Here is a 17278-nt window from a genome sequence, read left to right as displayed (position 1 = left end):
TTGGGAAAATTCGGAAACGTAATATTGGCAGAGGAATGGAAGTAGCAATCGATGTCGTCGCTAGTTGTATCCATCTTTCCGAACAATGCACCCGTGACCAAAAGAATTTTAAGAAATAATCGTGTCTGTTCCTATTCTTCCTGTTTTGTTTGGCCAGCTATAGTTTGTATTAACTGAGCTTGTATTAACTGAGCTTGCATTAACCGAGATGCCAGGCGGGTTCTACCACAACGCTTCCTGCTTGCAGCGGGATCACAAACCGCAGCAATAATCCGCGCATGAATGATCTTGTTGCAGTAGCACATCCTTATCTGGCGCAATATGGCTATACGGCATTGTTTGTCGTGTTGTTTACCGAGTCGTTCGGTTTACCGCTGCCGGGAGAAACCTTCCTGATTGCCGCGACCTTGCTTGCACTAAAAGGGCAGCTTAGCATCGCTGCTGTGGCCGGTTGGGCAATACCGGCAGTGATTCTGGGAGATAACGTTGGCTATCTGATTGGGCGCTGGGGAGGACATCGCTGGGCGATGCGCCATGGAAGCCGTATCGGGATCACCCCGGCACGACTAGAAGCTGCGCAAAGATTCTTTGACCGGTTCGGCCCTGCGACAGTGATTGTCGCGCGCTTTTTTCCGGTGCTGCGGCAGTTGAACGGAATCCTTGCCGGAAGTATGCGGATGCCATGGGGAAAATTTGTCGCCTACAATGCACTCGGCGGTATATTGTGGGTAGGCGCCTGGACCAGCGGCGTCTATTTTCTGGGAGACCGGATCGAGATGGGGTTGATGCAGCTACATATAACGGGTTGGTGGCTGGCAGGCCCACTGATTGCGGCCATGGCGTGGCTGATTTATCGAAATCTGAAATGAATGCGGAATTGAGAAAAAAAGAGGCGAATGCAGTCGCCAGCTCTTGCCTCCGATGATCAGCCTGACGATAGTACTGAGGGAATTCTCATACGGCATAATGCGCTTCGCTTATTGACGCCCTACGCCTTACGTGCATTGGCGAGTAAGCAGTAACAAACGTCGTACCAGCGGAAGCCGGCATCCGGTGGCGTTCAAAGCAAAAATTGTTGATTTAGACTGATTCCGGGTCAAGCCTGGAATGACAAAATTCATGGTATTTTCTTGCAGGATCATGCGTTCGGGTACTGCTCAATTCAATTTGGGCATCAAATATTGATGCGTTTTTTTCTTCTCGTCACTATTGTCGTCTTGACCAGTTGTAGTCATCTCTCTCCCGCTAACGTACCAGTTGTCGGGAGAAAAGCGGATATTGATGCGCCGATTGCTTATCGCTGCGATAGCGGTCGCATTGTGAAAGCAACTTATCATTCCGGTACCAAGACCATTGTGGAGTATGAGGGCCGGGTGCGCGAGATGATTATTGCTATTTCTGGCAGCGGCGCACGCTACGCGGGTGGTGGACTGGAGTGGTGGACGAAAGGGATGGGGCCAGGCTCGGAGGGCGTGCTCCTCCATCATAAGAATGACGGTACTACGGGAGATATAATCGAGAGGTGTGTTCAGGCGAGTGCCGGATGAAGGCTCAATGCGGAGAGGTATACATGGTACGGTCATCAGCGGCCCAGAATATTGAGATTGCTTGCTGCTTATCTCTTCAGGAAGGTTTCCGGATTCCCTCTTTTGCGGGAAAGACGATGCTCGCTGTTGGATGGTCGACCCTATAATAGGTGACCATGTCATCTCACACTCCTAGTATTCGCCCGCAGCCCGATCAGGTACTCGCTGACATTGCCGACTATGTCACCAATCGCGAAATTCAGGGTGGTCTGGCTTACGACACCGCACGCAACTGCCTGATAGACTCGCTCGGCTGCGCGATGGAAGCGCTTACTTATCCAGCCTGTACCAAATTGCTCGGACCGGTCGTTTCAGGTACGACTGTACCCCATGGAGCGAGAGTTCCCGGCACCCAGTTTCAGCTTGATCCGGTACAAGCGGCATTCAATATCGGCAGCATGATCCGCTGGCTCGATTTCAACGATACCTGGCTTGCCGCTGAGTGGGGGCATCCGTCGGATAATCTGGGTGGCATACTTGCCGTTGCGGACTGGTGCGCGTGCAATGCAGTGGCTGCGGGAAAAGAACCATTCACGATGCGCGACGTGCTGACCGCCATGATCAAGGCGCATGAAATTCAGGGTTGCCTCGCGCTTGAAAACAGCTTCAACAAAGTGGGCCTGGATCATGTTGTACTGGTGAAAGTTGCCTCTGTTGCAGTTGTGATGCATTTACTTGGTGGCAGCCGCGATCAGATTATCGATGCACTTTCGCAGGCGTGGGTGGATGGGCAATCGCTACGTACCTATCGCCACGCACCCAATACCGGGTCGCGCAAATCATGGGCGGCGGGGGATGCCACCAGCCGTGCGGTCTGGCTGGCATTGCTTACGCTTAAAGGCGAAATGGGCTATCCCTCTGCGCTCACCGCCAAAACCTGGGGATTTTACGATGTACTGTTCAAGGGGCAGCCATTCCGATTTCAGCGGCCGATTGAACAGTGGGGGTCATACGTGATGGAAAACATACTGTTCAAGATTTCATTCCCTGCTGAATTCCATTCCCAGACGGCGGCGGAATGCGCGATGCAGCTGCATCCATTCATAAAAGAACGGATCGATGAGATCGGGAAGATCACCATCCGTACTCACGAGGCGGCAATTCGCATTATTGACAAGAAAGGGCCGCTCAACAACCCTGCCGACCGCGATCATTGCATACAGTATATTGTTGCGGTATCGCTGATATTCGGGCGGCTTACCGCCGCCGATTATGAGGATGCCGTCGCAGCCGACCCGCGCATCGATGAGCTGCGCGCTAAAATCATTTGTATCGAGGACCCGCAATTCACCTGGGATTATCACGATCCCGAGAAACGTTCTATCGCTAACGGTATCACGGTGGAATTCAGGAATGGTGGCAAGCTGGATGAGGTGGTGGTGGAATACCCCATCGGCCACAAGCTTCGCCGTGGCGAAGGTATTCCGCTATTGGAAGAAAAATTCAGAATCAATCTTGCGCGCCGCTTTCCCGCCAGTCAACAAAAGTCGATCACGGATCTCTGCCTTGATCAGGTGAAACTCGAAGCAACGCCCGTCAACGAGTTTGTTGATATGCTTGTTATTTAAACCAGACGTTTTGTTTCCGGGCGGGCATCCGTCAATCGACGTAGGCCTCAGTCCAATCCGTGCTCTTTCGTGTCCGAATCAGCAGTATTTCGTGGTGGAGCAGTATCTATATCAAGCAATATTTTAAGCGCTGTCAGTTTTACCTTCCACGACGGAGTTGCCGCGGGGTCTATTGATAAACCCGCTACAAGTTGTTCCACCCCATCGACCTGTGTGGATTGGCAGGTAGACAGAAAATGATGCAATTCGTTACTGCTTGTAATACCCGTACGCCGTACAAATTCCGGATAATCCTCCCGCAGGTGCGCCACAAGCCAGGCCTGATCTATCCATTGCCTTAATTGATTGTAGGTGAAGCAGGTACGTACCGCCAAATCCACAGCGTCGGCGTTACACAAATTTTCGATGTTGTCGTAACCCTCCCGTTCCAGTCGCAACTCATGGGCGTAACTCATCCCGGCAAGCATGGAAAGCGGCAACGCACGGTAATTGTCACCGGGGATGTTCCTCATCACTTTGAGTACAACGCGTTCGATTGCCAGTGCGGCCCGTTTCGGATAAAAGCCGAAGAAGAAACTCAAAACGGGTAGCAGGCTAAGGCTCGCGGGTATAGTTGAGCCTGTCTCATCGGCACCGTCCTTCGAATCTTCATTGGCAGGTGGGGTTTCAGCCGTGGATGAGGGTTTAGTGGCATCATTGGTGGATGTAGCAACTCGCGCCGCAGCTGGAGGGGAGTCTTCAGGAAAAGTGAAGTTGAAGACGAAGGAAAGAACCAGCGCCAGTATGCTTGCAACGATCATGCGAATGGCGCCATCGACGAAAGTATGAGAGGTCAGATCCAGCGTGAAGTATGCGCGCGTAACCGAGCCGATGAAATAAATATAGGCACCCAGGAAACCGTACTGGAAAGCGGTCAGATTGCGGACGAGATGGGAATAATACGCCTCCGGATTTTTCCCGAATAATTCGGTGAAAGGTCCCATGGTTAACATATTTGCACCAAGACTGAAATCCACCCCTCCGTCCGCTGAGGATACAGGTTTGAACAGTAGCAGGATGCAAATACCGAGCAGCACGACGGTTGTGGTCAACCAGACACTGCCCCGATAGGTGCTGAAGGAAGCACGGTGCCCCATCCTTCTACGGATCTCGCCACGGCGTGCAGCCGGAACCTCGCGCTGCAACTGCCGCTCCTTCCGGTTGGTCATGTTCTGTATATAGGTTAAGGCGAGAGATGGCACGACCAGGACGGCCAGCAGCGCCATGATCAGGTTATATTGAAAAAATACCGGATCAAACCAGTGCGCAACGGCCCGGAAATCGCGGTACTCAACGTCTTTAGGCCCCAGAGCAGATTCCAGCCCAAGACCCACAATAAGAAATGTCGGCACCAGAAATACCAGCCAGTCGTACCACGGCATGTCCCATTTGTTACCCTCGCTTTGATCCATCATCCTCCTTCAGCTTGGTTTGCTTTCTGCCGCAGACATGGCCTCGACGGCGGCCCGGGTCCAGAAATCAAAATGGTCGAAAGGCCGGACGGTCCGGCTACTCGGCAGGCCGAGGCTCCACCCGAGCAATTCGACGTGATCCGCACGCAGGATGCCGCGGAATTTTCCCCATCGTGCGGATTCAACCGGCACCATACCATCATTGGCTTCCGGAATTACACGTCCAAAGTATCGTAGCCAGAATGGCTGTTCATCAAGCGGACGCTGACCTGCATAGGACGAGTAGATGACGTCAGAGCGATCCGCAATCGGCGCAATTGAGCGAGCCTCGGGAGTCAGTTCGCTCAAACCGGGGCAGCCGATATGCCGAATCCAGGCCGGAATCAGTCCGCGCGATTCGAGCACCCATGTGGCCAGCGGTGTACCACGATGCGGCGTGGCAACGGTAAGCAGACTTTTTACACGCCGATCGGGGTCAAGATAGGTAATCAGATGCCGGGCATCCAATCCTCCCATGCTGTGCGCCACCAATGCAAAGGCTGGTGCATCACTGTGAAAGAGTTGCCGGGCAAGTGCCTCCGCGCGTTCGACTATGGTGCCGGCAGGCGGTACTTCCGGCATGAGAGGAGTAATATGTATCCGGCGCAACGTGTGCTCGACGCCGCGAAAACACTCGATCGGTCCGCGACGCGAGAAACCAAGAAAACCATGCAACAGAGCCAGCGTTGGGGACACCATAAACAATGCTCGCTATAAGGTAATCCATCGGATATCCGCACCATGAACGCGCAAGCCTGGAATAGCGGTGATAAGGCGCATTTGCGCAGAATGGCCACGTTGCGCGTCAGCATGCATTCCTATTTCATATTATATGATTTTTTGGATTTACGCGTTGTTTAGTAATGCCGGCAACATCCTCGTTACCCGGGAGCAGATAAGCATGGAAGTGGATTCCTGTGAATGCTACGATGATACTTTAACGTGTGTGGCACTTTTTTAAGTCGTGACTTGATATGTCGCTACACGTTTTTAAGAGGATGGGTAGAGTGAAGCATAATCCATCATTATGCTTCCGCATCTTATCAAACCGCAGTCCGGTCGATATCCGGTCATGGTTTGGTGTATCGCTTTGTGTGGGGTCTTAATGAGTCATGCTACGCGTATCGATCCTGCATAAGTTTCAGGCTGATAGCGGGTTATGGGCATATCATTTGCAGCGAGAATTCGCTTCAGACAAATAAAGCCGGTTCCCCGTCGAGTTGAAGCGGGATATGACTAAACAGATATACTCAATCAATTAAAACATTTAAACCAATTCGCATTAAAGAACAAAGGTGAAGAGACATTACGACATCAAAGGTAAGATAGCCCTTGTCACCGGCGCAAATCGCGGGATCGGCAAGGCGATAGTGGATGCCTTTTTGAGCAATGGCGCAGCGAAAATTTACGCTGCGGTTCGCAATTTGAACTCCGCTATCCCAATCGTTGAGTGCTATGGCGGCAGGGTGGTCCCCATTCAACTGGATCTAACCAAGCCGGAGACTATCATAGCCGCCGCGGAGACGGCACAAGACGTCCAGGTGGTGGTCAATAATGCAGGTGTTTTTATCACTTCAACTCCGATGGATAGTGATGCGATCGATTCATTTGAACGGGGAATGGAGATCAATGTATTGGGCCTTATCCGGATGGCGCAGGCCTTCGCCCCTGTTCTCAGGATAAATGGAGGCGGGGCGTTGGTGCAACTCAACTCGATTGCGTCGTTGAAGTGCTCTGCCAACTTCGCGACGCATTCCGCTTCCAAAGCGGCTGCCTACTCCATTACGCAGGCGCTGCGTGAATTGCTGGATCAGCAGGGTACTGCGGTTCTGAGCGTACATCCTGGTCTTATCGCGACCGATATGAGTGATGCCGCTGGCCTGGGCGGGATTGCCGAGCCGGCCTCGCTCGTTGGCGAGGGGATCGTCACCGCATTGAAGGCAGGGGATTTCCATCTTTTCCCCGACTCAATGGCCAAGCGGGTCGGGGGCGCCTACCGGCATTTTTCAGAAAGCATAATCGAAGCTGATATTTCAGAATATCGGCCCGATTAAAATTTAAAATTGGAAAACAAAATGTAAAAATAATACGGATGCCGCTTTGCCAGACTCGGGTTCATTGAGAAGCAGTCTGAAGGAGCGCCAGGAATTTTTTCAAGAGACCTTGGTCCGATTCCAAGCAATAATCGTCCCATGTCTTTATGTTTTCTAGTTTTTCGCGATCCGGAACACTATTTTGAAGGAGTATCACCATAATGCATAATTTGTTCAATACGCGAAAAGCGTTTCCTCTCGCTGCGGGCAAGAAAGCAAAATTCTATTCTCTCCCCGCCCTGGAAGCGTCGGGTGTGGGCAAGATTTCGCGGTTGCCGGTTTCCATTCGCATCGTGCTGGAGTCAGTCTTGCGCAATTGCGACGGCAGGAAAATCACCGAAGCCCATGTAAAGCAATTGGCAAGCTGGCAGCCCGATGCCGCACGGACGGATGAGATTCCTTTCGTTGTATCCCGGATCGTATTGCAGGATTTCACCGGTGTGCCACTCCTTGTAGATCTGGCGGCGATGCGCGGCGTAGCAAAAAAGATGGGCAGGGATCCCAAGCTCGTTGAACCGCTGGTGCCGGTAGATCTGGTGGTCGACCACTCGGTCCAGGTCGATTACTACGGCAATAAACAGGCGCTCAATCTCAATATGGAAATTGAATTCCATCGCAATAACGAGCGCTACCAGTTTATAAAATGGGGTATGCAGGCATTTGATACATTCAAGGTAGTGCCTCCCGGAATCGGTATTGTGCACCAGGTGAATCTGGAATATCTCGCCCGCGGAGTGCACCAGAAAGACGGCGTGGTGTATCCCGATACACTGGTTGGTACCGATTCGCATACCACCATGATCAATGGTATCGGTGTGGTCGGCTGGGGTGTCGGCGGCATCGAAGCGGAGGCCGGAATGCTTGGGCAACCGGTTTACTTTCTTACGCCGGACGTGGTGGGTGTGAATCTGACCGGCCAGTTGCGTGGCGGCGTGACCGCCACCGATCTGGTGCTCACGGTTACCGAGATGTTGCGCAAAGCCAATGTGGTGGGAAAGTTTGTGGAATTTTTTGGTGAAGGTACCGCATCGCTGCGGGTACCCGATCGCGCCACGATCGCCAATATGGCGCCTGAATATGGCGCCACCATGGGTTTCTTTCCGGTGGATGATGCCACCATCGAGTATTTCAGGGGTACAGGGCGTAGCGAAGAGGAAGTCACCATGCTTCAATCCTACTTCAAAGCTCAGGGGATGTATGGTATCCCCCGCAAGGGCGACATCGATTACACGCGTGAACTGGAGCTCGATCTGGGAACAGTCGCGCCCTCACTGGCCGGGCCGAGACGCCCCCAGGATCGTATCGAGATCGGCAACATCAAATCCAGGTTCACCGAGCTCTTCGCCAAACCCGTTATGGAAGGCGGTTATGGCAGAAAGGCAACGGATCTGAGTCAAAGTTATCCAGTGCGCGGCTGCGATGACAGCCATAACGATATGGAGGCCATCACTGGCGGCTCAAGCCGGCATGCGGTGCGACCGGGCACCGAAATGAATATTACGGAGATGGTCGACAACCGTCCGATACTGGCAATAGAAGAAGCGCCATTATGTATACCGGAAGCCCCGTTTAATCTTGGTCACGGCGATATTCTGATCGCGGCCATCACATCGTGCACGAACACTTCGAACCCCAGCGTGCTGATCGCTGCCGGCCTGCTGGCAAAGAAGGCGGTAGAGAAGGGGCTGACAGTGAAGCCGCATATCAAGACATCGCTTGCCCCAGGATCACGCGTGGTGACGGAATATCTCACCGCCGCCGGTCTGCTGCCTTATCTCGAGAAACTCGGCTTTAGTCTGGCGGGCTATGGCTGCACAACCTGTATTGGCAATTCGGGGCCATTGTCGGAGCCTATCGAAGAAGCTGTGGTGACCAATAATCTGGTGTGTGCCGCGGTACTCTCGGGTAATCGCAACTTTGAGGCAAGAATTCACCCCAACATCCGCGCCAACTTTCTCGCTTCTCCACCGCTGGTGGTGGCATACGCGATCGCGGGTACCATGCTCAAGGATTTGATGACCGAACCGCTGGGTTTCGGCGAGGATAATAAACCTGTCTGGCTCGGTGATGTCTGGCCGAGCGAGGGCGAAATTCATGGGTTGATGAAATTCGCCGCCAACGCGGAAACGTTTCGCCGGCTCTACAGCAATCTCACCAAAAATCATCCGTTGTGGAACAATATATCATCGGTTTCGGGGCAAGTGTATGACTGGCCAAAATCTACCTATATTGCCGAACCGCCGTTCTTCCAGAATTTTTCCATGCAGCCGGAACGACCCGGCGGAATACGCAACGCGCGCGTGCTGGGCATATTCGGTGATTCCGTAACCACCGATCATATCAGTCCCGCCGGTTCCATCAAGGATACCTCCCCTGCAGGCCAATACTTGCTTGCGAGCGGCGTTTCTAAGTCCGATTTCAACAGCTACGGGGCGCGCCGCGGCAATCATGATGTGATGATGCGCGGCACTTTTGCCAACATACGTATTAAAAATCTGATGATACCCGGTAGCGAGGGGGGCATTACCCTGCATCAGCCGGATGGCCGTCAAATGAGTATTTATGATGCTGCCATGGAATATATTTCGGATGGCGTACCGACGGTGGTATTTGGAGGAGAAGAGTACGGCGCTGGTTCGAGCCGTGATTGGGCCGCGAAAGGAACCCAGTTACTCGGCGTCAAGGCAGTAATTGCCCGCAGCTTTGAGCGAATACACCGCAGCAATCTCGTTGGCATGGGTGTATTGCCATTGCAATTCAAGGAAAATGCCAGTGCTCAATCATTGGGCATCAAAGGCGATGAACAATTTGATCTTCTAGGCCTGGATGATATTCGCCCGCAGCAGAGCGTGACATTGGTGATTCACGGCAATGATGGTTCGCGCCGCGAGATCGATTTGTTGAGCAGAATTGATACCGCCATTGAGGTAGACTATTATATGCACGGCGGCATATTACCTTATGTTCTCAGGGAACTCATGAGGGCCTGAAATGGAGAATGGTTTCATCTTTATGCAACAAGCCGGACTACACAGCTCAAACCAAGATCAGGGGGAGGGCGAATTGGTTTTTGCTGAATAGTCCGGGGCTCTCCTCAGTTTACAGTCCAGAGTTCTCTGCTGACGCAGCGTTTAGCCGTTGCAGGCGCGGGATCGGAAAGCGAGCGATGGGGTAACAGGCGCTCGTATTCATTGTTTACCACCGCATAACATTCGCATACGGAATCTTCCAGTTCCTCACGATCCAGGACGTTGATATGACCGCGGCTATATCGAATCGCTCCGATCGTCTGCAGTTTAAGCGCGGCCTGAGTCACACTTTCCCTGCGCACACCCAACATGATCGCTATCTGTTCATGCGTCATTTGCAACTCGTTGCCTGATAATCGATCCAGGCTCATCAACAGGAAACGGCCTAGCTGTTGTTCTATGTTATGGTGCCGGTTGCACACCGCATTCTGCGCGGTTTGAGTAATCAGTGCTTGGGTGTAATGCAGCACCAGCCGTTGAAATTTGCCGCGTGAATCGAATTCCTTTTTTAGTATGTTCGTCTTGACTCGATAGGCGTTGCCTGCGCTCTGTACCACAACCCCGCCGGGCATGCCACCACCACCCAAGAGAGCCGAAATACCGGCAAGTCCCTCGTTGCCAATGATCGCAAGCCGCACCGAAGTCCCATTTTCCACGCCGTATACCGGCGCAAAAATGCTGGTGGTCGGGAAATACAAATGATTAATCGAAGCGCCGGGTTCATAGATCACTTGCCCCAACGACATGAATATGGACTCAAGATATGGCAGAAGTCTTGCGTAATCTTCCGCAGGCAAGGCCGCAAGAATTTGGTTTTGCTTCGGACTTTGCAGTGGAAACATAATGAAAGTACCTCCATATGTTATTGCTGTTTTGCCAAAGTCAATCCTTCGACCATGACGCTATTTAAGACAGATTTCAAGATCAATCCGGACAGTCAATCAACTGCGCCGGATCGGTGCTATTACAATCGGTCTTTGGTTCGATGTTTCTATTTATCCCGTTGACCGCCTCCATGGATTGAATGTTATGAGCCACATATTCAGTAACTCGCTATTTAACAAATAAAGCATTTATCATGCCAGGTTTAATTATTTATATAAAACAGTGGATTACTATATAAGATGGAAGAGAACCGGCTGATACTGTTGCTGCCCGGCAACGCGAAATCGATGAAGTGGCATAAGCTATTGATAATAAATCAATAGTTTGTGTCTCCAAATGGAGACGGATAAAATTAAAAGTGATATCAATGGGTTGTATGATATTCCAGGCACCAAGCCTTAACTTGAGAAGCAGCTGGCCAAGCGCTGTAATACAGTAGGGCAGTCCAAGAACTCATTGAACGCTACTTTTCGACACGCTTAAATGACAAATCTGCATTCGGACCACCAACTACGCTAATGCGCTATTTTCGTAAACTTTTACATAACCCCCCGCGTTATCAAGAAAAGGAAGCTACACGTCTAGTAAAAAAAATAAGCATGATTTCAATTCCGCGTGCCATTATTCTTACCATTTTGATAAGCGGCCTTTCCGGTTGCGTCATGTTCGCTCCCCGCTATCAGATCATGCATCGCTATGAGCCGCCCACCGACCCCGCAAGTGGAATATGCCTGGAAAAATGTACGCAGAAACTGGAAGCATGCCAGCAACGCTGTACGTCCGTTTATCAATCGTGTCTGAAGCGTATCGAACCGCTTGCGGACGAGCGATACAACAAAGCGGTACAGCGCTATGAAAATGAGCTCAGTAGCTACCGGCAGCGGATGAATTCACGCTTTCTGGGGTGGGGTCGCGCCGGATTAGGGTGGGGGGGCGGCTGGGGCGGATCACCCTGGGGATGGGGCGGATCACCGTGGGGATGGGGAGGCCCCTATTATGGCCTGGGATATTCCTATCCTTTCTATTATCAGCCCGCACCGCCCATCATGCCGGATCGTAACAGAGAGTTTGATCGTCTGCGCTACGAACAATGCGAGCTTGAATGCGGATGTCAATCAGTTCAGGATGCTTGTTTCTTGAGTTGCGGCGGGAGGAAAATCGTGGAGGAGCGGTGTATCGCAAACTGTCCGAAATAGAAATGATCCCGTCTATTTTTTTGTGGATACGGATTCAGGTTCCATTTCAAGCCCCATAAAGTAAACTTGGGAATATAGCGGTGACGTGTAGCGTCGTTTTACCAGTTTCCATTACTCGGTTCGGATTCATACAGACACTTCCAGGTTATCAATCAATCGGGTCTGACCCAGCCGCGCAGCGCCAAGCACCACCATATCGCCATCATCCTCTCGTGCCGGAATCAGTGTATCGTGCTGCCGCACCACAATATAGTCCGTCTTCCAGCCATGAGCGTCGAGGTCATCTTTTGCGCTTTGCTGCAATGCATGAAAATTTCTGTTGCCGTGCTCTATTTCCCGTTTGATTTGCGATAAAACTCGATAAAGCCGCACCGCCTCGGCTCGTTCCTCGTTTGACAGATAGCGATTACGCGAGCTCAACGCCAGGTTGTCCGATGCACGCACGGTTTCGCCCCCAATAATTTCCAGAGGTAAGTTGAATTGCCGTACGAGTTCACGCATGATATGCAGTTGCTGGTAGTCTTTTTTTCCGAAAATCGCCACGTGGGGTTGCACGATATTGAAAAGCTTCAGTACGACCGTCGCTACCCCCCGGAAGAATCCGGGACGAAACTCGCCTTCCAGCGTATTCGCTACTGGCGGAGGTTCCAGCATGAATTCCTGCCGCACAGGGTAAAGGCTCTTCTCATCAGGCGCAAATAATACATCAACGCCTTGATTCTTCAATAACTCACAGTCATCTGCCAAAGCACGTGGATACTGATCAAAGTCCTCTGCCGGCGCAAATTGCAGGCGATTAACAAAAATACTCGCCACCACACAGTCTGCTTTTTGTTGCGCGATCCGAATCAGCGATAAATGGCCTTCGTGCAAGCCGCCCATGGTGGGAACAAAGGCAATCGGAGGTTCATGCTTGAGGCGGCTGCGCAAGGATGAGATCTCGGTGATAATTTCCACTCTCTATCCACAACTCAGAATGCATGCTCAGGCGCTGGAAACTCTCCAGTTTTGACTGACCTGACGTAATTTGCCACCGCCTCCTCAATGCTGGTTGCGCCGATCATGAAATTCCTCATGAACCGGGCTTTCTTGCCGGAATAGATACCCAGCATGTCATAAAGTACCAGTACCTGCGCCGAGCAATCTATGCCGGCGCCAATGCCGATAGTGGGGATGGACAGTTTCTTGGTAACCTTTTTGGCGAGCGCGGCGGGAACAACCTCCATCAGCAACATACCCGCTCCTGCCTTTTCCAGGGCAACCGCGTCTTCCAGCAATTGCTTTGCCTGGTGGTCGGTTTTACCTTGTACCGTGTAGCCGCCCAGTTGATTGACCGATTGGGGTGTCAAACCGATATGAGCGCAAACCGGGATACCACGCTGAGTCAGGAATTCCACCGTTTCCGCCATGACGCTGCCGCCCTCGATCTTGACCATATTGGCGCCTGCAGCCATGAGCTCGGCGGCATTCTCGAAAGTATCTTCCGGAGCCACTTGAGATGTACCGAACGGCATGTCGGCCATGATGAACGCTTTGCTTGATCCGCGTGCCACACAACGTGTGTGATAGATCATGTCATCTAGAGTGACGGGGAGAGTAGTTTCTTCACCCTGGAGAACATTGCCTAGCGAGTCGCCCACCAGCAGAATATCGACACCGGCATTTTCCAGCAGTACCGCAAAGCTTGCGTCGTAACAGGTGAGGATGGCAATTTTCTCTCCATCGTCACGCATTTTTTGTAAAGCACCTTGTGTAGTACGCATAACTGAACTCCTAGTGTAGTGCGTCAGAAGTATTGTTACCTGATAGATTCAAATTAATAAACCAGGAACGGGATGTTAAAAATGGCTAGATTGATGTCAGGGAAGGCGTGAGGAGGCGCATAGTTATTCATATGCAACGACGAGCAACGCAGCATGGCGACAATCTAGCCATTTTTAAGTAACAATATTTCTGACGTACTATACTAGATTCCACGATTGAAATATTCCCGAGGGCTGCGCATTTGTTCCAGTTGCTGCAACAATAGATCGAAATCTTCCTGGCTATCGACAAAATTGAGATTCTCGCTGTTGATCATCATGACTGGCGCATCCTCATATTGATGAAAGAAGCGAGTATAACTTTCAGCCAGCCGCCAAAGATATTCCTGAGAGATGTTCTTCTCGAACACATTGCCGCGCCGCTTCACTCGTTCAATCAGCGTGGCGGGAGAAGCCTGTAAATAAATCACCAGGTCGGGCGGCGATGCCTGTGGCTGCAAGTGACGATAAATTTGCTGGTACAGCTCATACTCGGCATCGCTTAGCGTGAGCCTGGCAAACAGTTGGTCTTTGTCGAGCAGGAAGTCGCTTACCGTTACCTGGGTAAACATATCCATTTGCGCAAAACTCTGCAATTGACTCGCCCGCTGGAACAGGAAAAATAATTGCGTCGGCAGGGCATAGCGGGAAATGTCGCCATAAAATTTTTCAAGGAATGGATTCTCACCGGGTTTTTCCAATAGCAGGGCACCGTTCAGATAATTTGCCATGCGCTGCGCCAGACTCGTTTTGCCTACACCTATTGGACCTTCGACCACGATGTAGCGGTATTTTTCCAGCTTCATTTATTTTGTTCCCGCTCCACTCTTTGTCCTGTGCATGCGGCCAGCAGCTCGGTAACTGCTCCACGCCCCGGAATACGGCAATCCGGCGCAACTTCCAGAAGCGGCTGCAACACGAATGCCCGTTGATGCATGCGCGGATGCGGCAGGATCAGACCGCGCTCGTCGCATTGCAGATCATCATACATCAGCATATCCAGATCAAGCGTTCGCGGAGCATTGGGATATTCGCGCACGCGCCCGTGAGAATACTCGACTTCAAGTAGTGCTTTAAGCAGGCTGTGCGGGGTGAGAGCGGTTTCAATTTTCGCCACTGCATTGATGAAATCGGGCTGATCAAGCCGCCCCACCGGTGCGGTGCGATAAAGTGTGGAGTACGTCAGCAGGCGGCATGAAGGAAGCCGTGCCAATTCATCAAAGGCTTGTCGTACATGGGACGCTGGGTCATCCAGATTGCTGCCCAGTGCAATAAAAGCTTGGTGGACCCGCTGCGATATGGAAAATGACATTAATTTATTGCACCGTATCTGCAACCGTACCGCCGTTTTCCGCATCGCTGGATGCGGATTTGCGGCGGCCGCGACTTCTTTTCCGTTTCTTTTGCGTTTCGTCCTTGAGTAGCATGGCTTCGCGTTCGCCGGAGCCGGCGCGTTGAAACGCCTCCCACCACTCGCCCAGCTCCATCTCTATCTCGCCGCTTTCGCAACGGAGCAGCATGAAATCATATGCGGCCCGGAAGCGAGGGTGCTCCAGTAAACGAAATGGCCTGCGGCCCGATCTGCCGGTAAAACGTGGCTGCATAGCCCAGATTTCCTTCATGATGGCATCGTAGCGGTGCGGAATCGCGAGTTTTTTATTTTGCACTGCCAGCACATCATCCATGGCTTGATGCAGAGCAGGAATCATTTTTTCTCCCGCGGTTTGACGGTTATTCCATGCCGCAAGCACTTCGTGCCACAACAGAGCCGCAAACAGGAAACCGGGAGATACTGGTTTTTCATGCCGCACGCGTTCGTCGGTGTTCTTGAGCGCGAGCGTGATGAAACGCTCACCCAGGGGTTGTTCCAGTATGACGTCCAGCATCGGCAGCAAACCGTGGTGCAAGCCGCGTGTGCGTAGATCGATCACACAGGCCAAGGCGTGACCGGACAGCAGCAGCTTTAGCATTTCGTCGAATAGCCGCGATGGCGGCACGTTCTGCAGTAGCGGTGCAAGGTCGCCGATAGGCGCGGCGGTGTCCGCGTCTATCTGCATATCCAGCTTGGCTGCGAGCCGGACGGCCCGCAGCATTCGTACCGGGTCCTCCCGATACCGCCGCAAAGGATCACCGATGATACGCAAGCGCTTCGCCTTGATGTCTTCATAGCCGTTCAGGTAATCCCAGATCTCTTCATGGACGGGATCAAAGAACAATGCGTTGACAGTAAAATCGCGCCGTTTCGCGTCCTCTTCTTGGCTACCGAATACATTGTCCCGCAAAAGGCGTCCATGCTCGTCAGCATGCGCGTTGGCGGTGGCCCCATCGTTCTCGCCGGCAAGCGTGTCGCCGCGGAAAGTCGAAACTTCCACCGTCTCGGCACCGCACATTACGTGCACCAGGCGGAAACGGCGGCCGATAATGCGGGAGCGGCGGAAAATAGCACGCACTTCCTCAGGCGTGGCATTCGTGGCAATATCAAAATCTTTCGGGTCCAGTCCCAGCAGCAAGTCACGTGCCGCACCACCGACGACGAAAGCGGAGTACCCAGCTTCTTGTAAGCCCGAGGTAACTTTTAGCGCACAGGGATTGATGTGGTCGCGTGTAATGCCATGCTGCTTACGCGAGATGACGTGTACACCAGCGGGAGGGCGGGAAACGGAAACGGAAACGGAGGTGGATGGCTTGTGGCCGAAAACGCGGTGGAGAAATTTACGGATCATTACGAAATTTGAGAAGCATCAAGAGCGGATTATACACCCGGCATCGTTTCAGGTACGAAATGGCGCCCATGGTTCACGACGACTTCCTTAATATTGCATTGGTAAAGCGCCTCAAGATTGGACTGGTTGAGGGTTTCTTCCGTTTTTCCGCTAATAACTTGGCCATTATCAAAAAGCATCAAAACATGATCACAAAAACGGCTCGCCCAGCTAATATCGTGCAGCACCATCACCAGCGCGCTACCCCGCCTGGCGAGTTCGTTAAACAGCGTCATGGCGAGAAGCTGGTGGCGCAGATCCAGATGTTGCAGCGGTTCATCCAGCAAATAATATACCGGTGTCTGTGCGAGCAATAAAGCGATACGTGCCCGCTGGCGCTCGCCACCGGAAAGCGTGACGAGCGGCCGGTGGGCAAGGCTGATCAATTCCATGCGCTCAATGGCTTTGAGCGTCATGTCCTGGTCAATGGCGTCCCAGCCAAACATATTTTTGATATGGGGATAGCGCCCCAGTAATACGTATTCGTACACGTTGCCCCAGAACTCACCGGGCTCTTCCTGCAACATGATGCCGAGATTACGGGCGAGTTCGCGCCGGGACCACGTTTGTGGCGACTTCCCCGCTATCATAACGGAAGACTCATTTCCGCTGTCGACGCGACGCAAGCCGCCTAACGCGTGTATCAACGTGGTCTTGCCGCAACCATTCTGGCCGAGTATAGCCCAGCATTCGCCCGGTTTAATAGTCAGGCTTAAATTGCAGCATAGTAGCTTGCCGGGATATTGCAGGGTTAGATTCCGGGTTTGTAGAATCATTCTAAATCCGGCAGCTGCACTGTAGCGGGTCCACCAAAAATGTGGAGATCAAATGACAAAGAAAGTTTTTATGAATCAAAATACTAAAGTG

15 protein-coding genes are annotated in these 17278 nt (G+C 52.2%); 6 read left to right on the top strand and 9 right to left on the bottom strand.

Features of this window, described 5'->3' with window-relative positions; translation table 11 throughout:
* Nucleotides 1-278: 278 nt before the first annotated feature.
* The 3 genes from BLO43_RS13610 (at nt 279) to BLO43_RS13600 (ending at nt 3154) form a co-directional block, all read left to right on the top strand.
* Nucleotides 279-869 (top strand): DedA family protein, encoded by a 591-nt coding sequence (locus tag BLO43_RS13610; RefSeq protein ID WP_090907525.1) that lies wholly within the window; start codon nt 279-281, stop codon nt 867-869.
* A gap of 315 nt (nt 870-1184) precedes the next feature.
* Entirely contained in the window at nt 1185-1547 is a 363-nt protein-coding gene (locus BLO43_RS13605; RefSeq protein WP_139149282.1) for an MliC family protein, read from the top strand.
* 155 nt (nt 1548-1702) lie between these two features.
* On the top strand, nt 1703-3154 hold the full coding sequence (locus BLO43_RS13600; RefSeq protein WP_090907523.1) for a bifunctional 2-methylcitrate dehydratase/aconitate hydratase: 1452 nt from the start codon (nt 1703-1705) through the stop codon (nt 3152-3154).
* Between the two features lie 47 nt (nt 3155-3201).
* Here the strand turns inward: BLO43_RS13600 and BLO43_RS13595 are convergent, their stop codons facing one another.
* Entirely contained in the window at nt 3202-4608 is a 1407-nt protein-coding gene (locus tag BLO43_RS13595) for a hypothetical protein (RefSeq protein ID WP_254773478.1), read from the bottom strand.
* A 6-nt stretch (nt 4609-4614) separates the two neighbouring features.
* Nucleotides 4615-5343, bottom strand: coding sequence for an esterase/lipase family protein (locus BLO43_RS13590; RefSeq protein WP_254773477.1), 729 nt, complete (start codon nt 5341-5343; stop codon nt 4615-4617).
* Nucleotides 5344-5939: 596 nt separating this feature from the next.
* Here BLO43_RS13590 and BLO43_RS13585 point away from each other — a divergent pair.
* Together BLO43_RS13585 and BLO43_RS13580 are read left to right on the top strand one after the other, a co-directional pair.
* Nucleotides 5940-6698 (top strand): SDR family oxidoreductase, encoded by a 759-nt coding sequence (locus BLO43_RS13585; RefSeq protein WP_090907521.1) that lies wholly within the window; start codon nt 5940-5942, stop codon nt 6696-6698.
* 197 nt (nt 6699-6895) lie between these two features.
* On the top strand, nt 6896-9727 hold the full coding sequence (locus tag BLO43_RS13580; RefSeq protein ID WP_302847702.1) for an aconitate hydratase: 2832 nt from the start codon (nt 6896-6898) through the stop codon (nt 9725-9727).
* A 104-nt stretch (nt 9728-9831) separates the two neighbouring features.
* Here BLO43_RS13580 and BLO43_RS13575 read toward each other — a convergent pair whose 3' ends face one another.
* Nucleotides 9832-10608 carry a Crp/Fnr family transcriptional regulator gene (locus tag BLO43_RS13575; protein ID WP_090907519.1) on the bottom strand — a complete coding sequence of 259 codons (777 nt, stop codon included), beginning with the start codon at nt 10606-10608 and terminating at the stop codon, nt 9832-9834.
* Between the two features lie 642 nt (nt 10609-11250).
* Between BLO43_RS13575 and BLO43_RS13570 the strand changes: the two genes are divergently transcribed.
* Nucleotides 11251-11847, top strand: coding sequence for a hypothetical protein (locus tag BLO43_RS13570; RefSeq protein ID WP_090907518.1), 597 nt, complete (start codon nt 11251-11253; stop codon nt 11845-11847).
* Nucleotides 11848-11973: 126 nt separating this feature from the next.
* On the opposite strand, the gene panC is transcribed toward BLO43_RS13570, so the two are convergent.
* The 6 genes from panC to BLO43_RS13540 form a co-directional block, all read right to left on the bottom strand.
* Nucleotides 11974-12804: a pantoate--beta-alanine ligase gene (panC, locus tag BLO43_RS13565; protein ID WP_090907517.1), complete on the bottom strand. Its 831-nt coding sequence runs from the start codon at nt 12802-12804 to the stop codon at nt 11974-11976.
* A gap of 14 nt (nt 12805-12818) precedes the next feature.
* Nucleotides 12819-13610: a 3-methyl-2-oxobutanoate hydroxymethyltransferase gene (gene panB, locus BLO43_RS13560; protein WP_090907516.1), complete on the bottom strand. Its 792-nt coding sequence runs from the start codon at nt 13608-13610 to the stop codon at nt 12819-12821.
* Between the two features lie 203 nt (nt 13611-13813).
* Nucleotides 13814-14455: a deoxynucleoside kinase gene (locus BLO43_RS13555; protein ID WP_090907515.1), complete on the bottom strand. Its 642-nt coding sequence runs from the start codon at nt 14453-14455 to the stop codon at nt 13814-13816.
* Nucleotides 14452-14961 carry a 2-amino-4-hydroxy-6-hydroxymethyldihydropteridine diphosphokinase gene (gene folK / locus BLO43_RS13550; protein ID WP_090907514.1) on the bottom strand — a complete coding sequence of 170 codons (510 nt, stop codon included), beginning with the start codon at nt 14959-14961 and terminating at the stop codon, nt 14452-14454. The genes BLO43_RS13555 and folK overlap by 4 nt, the downstream gene beginning before the upstream one ends.
* Nucleotides 14962-14965: 4 nt before the next feature.
* The gene (pcnB, locus tag BLO43_RS13545; RefSeq protein WP_090907513.1) at nt 14966-16372 is read right to left on the bottom strand and encodes a polynucleotide adenylyltransferase PcnB; all 1407 of its coding nucleotides are present in this window, start codon (nt 16370-16372) and stop codon (nt 14966-14968) included.
* 29 nt (nt 16373-16401) lie between these two features.
* Nucleotides 16402-17187 (bottom strand): ABC transporter ATP-binding protein, encoded by a 786-nt coding sequence (locus BLO43_RS13540; protein ID WP_090907512.1) that lies wholly within the window; start codon nt 17185-17187, stop codon nt 16402-16404.
* Nucleotides 17188-17278 lie beyond the last annotated feature (91 nt).

The organism is Nitrosospira sp. Nsp13 (assembly GCF_900101945.1).
GTDB lineage: Bacteria > Pseudomonadota > Gammaproteobacteria > Burkholderiales > Nitrosomonadaceae > Nitrosospira > Nitrosospira multiformis_D.
This window is presented reverse-complemented; position numbering and strand designations above follow the sequence as displayed.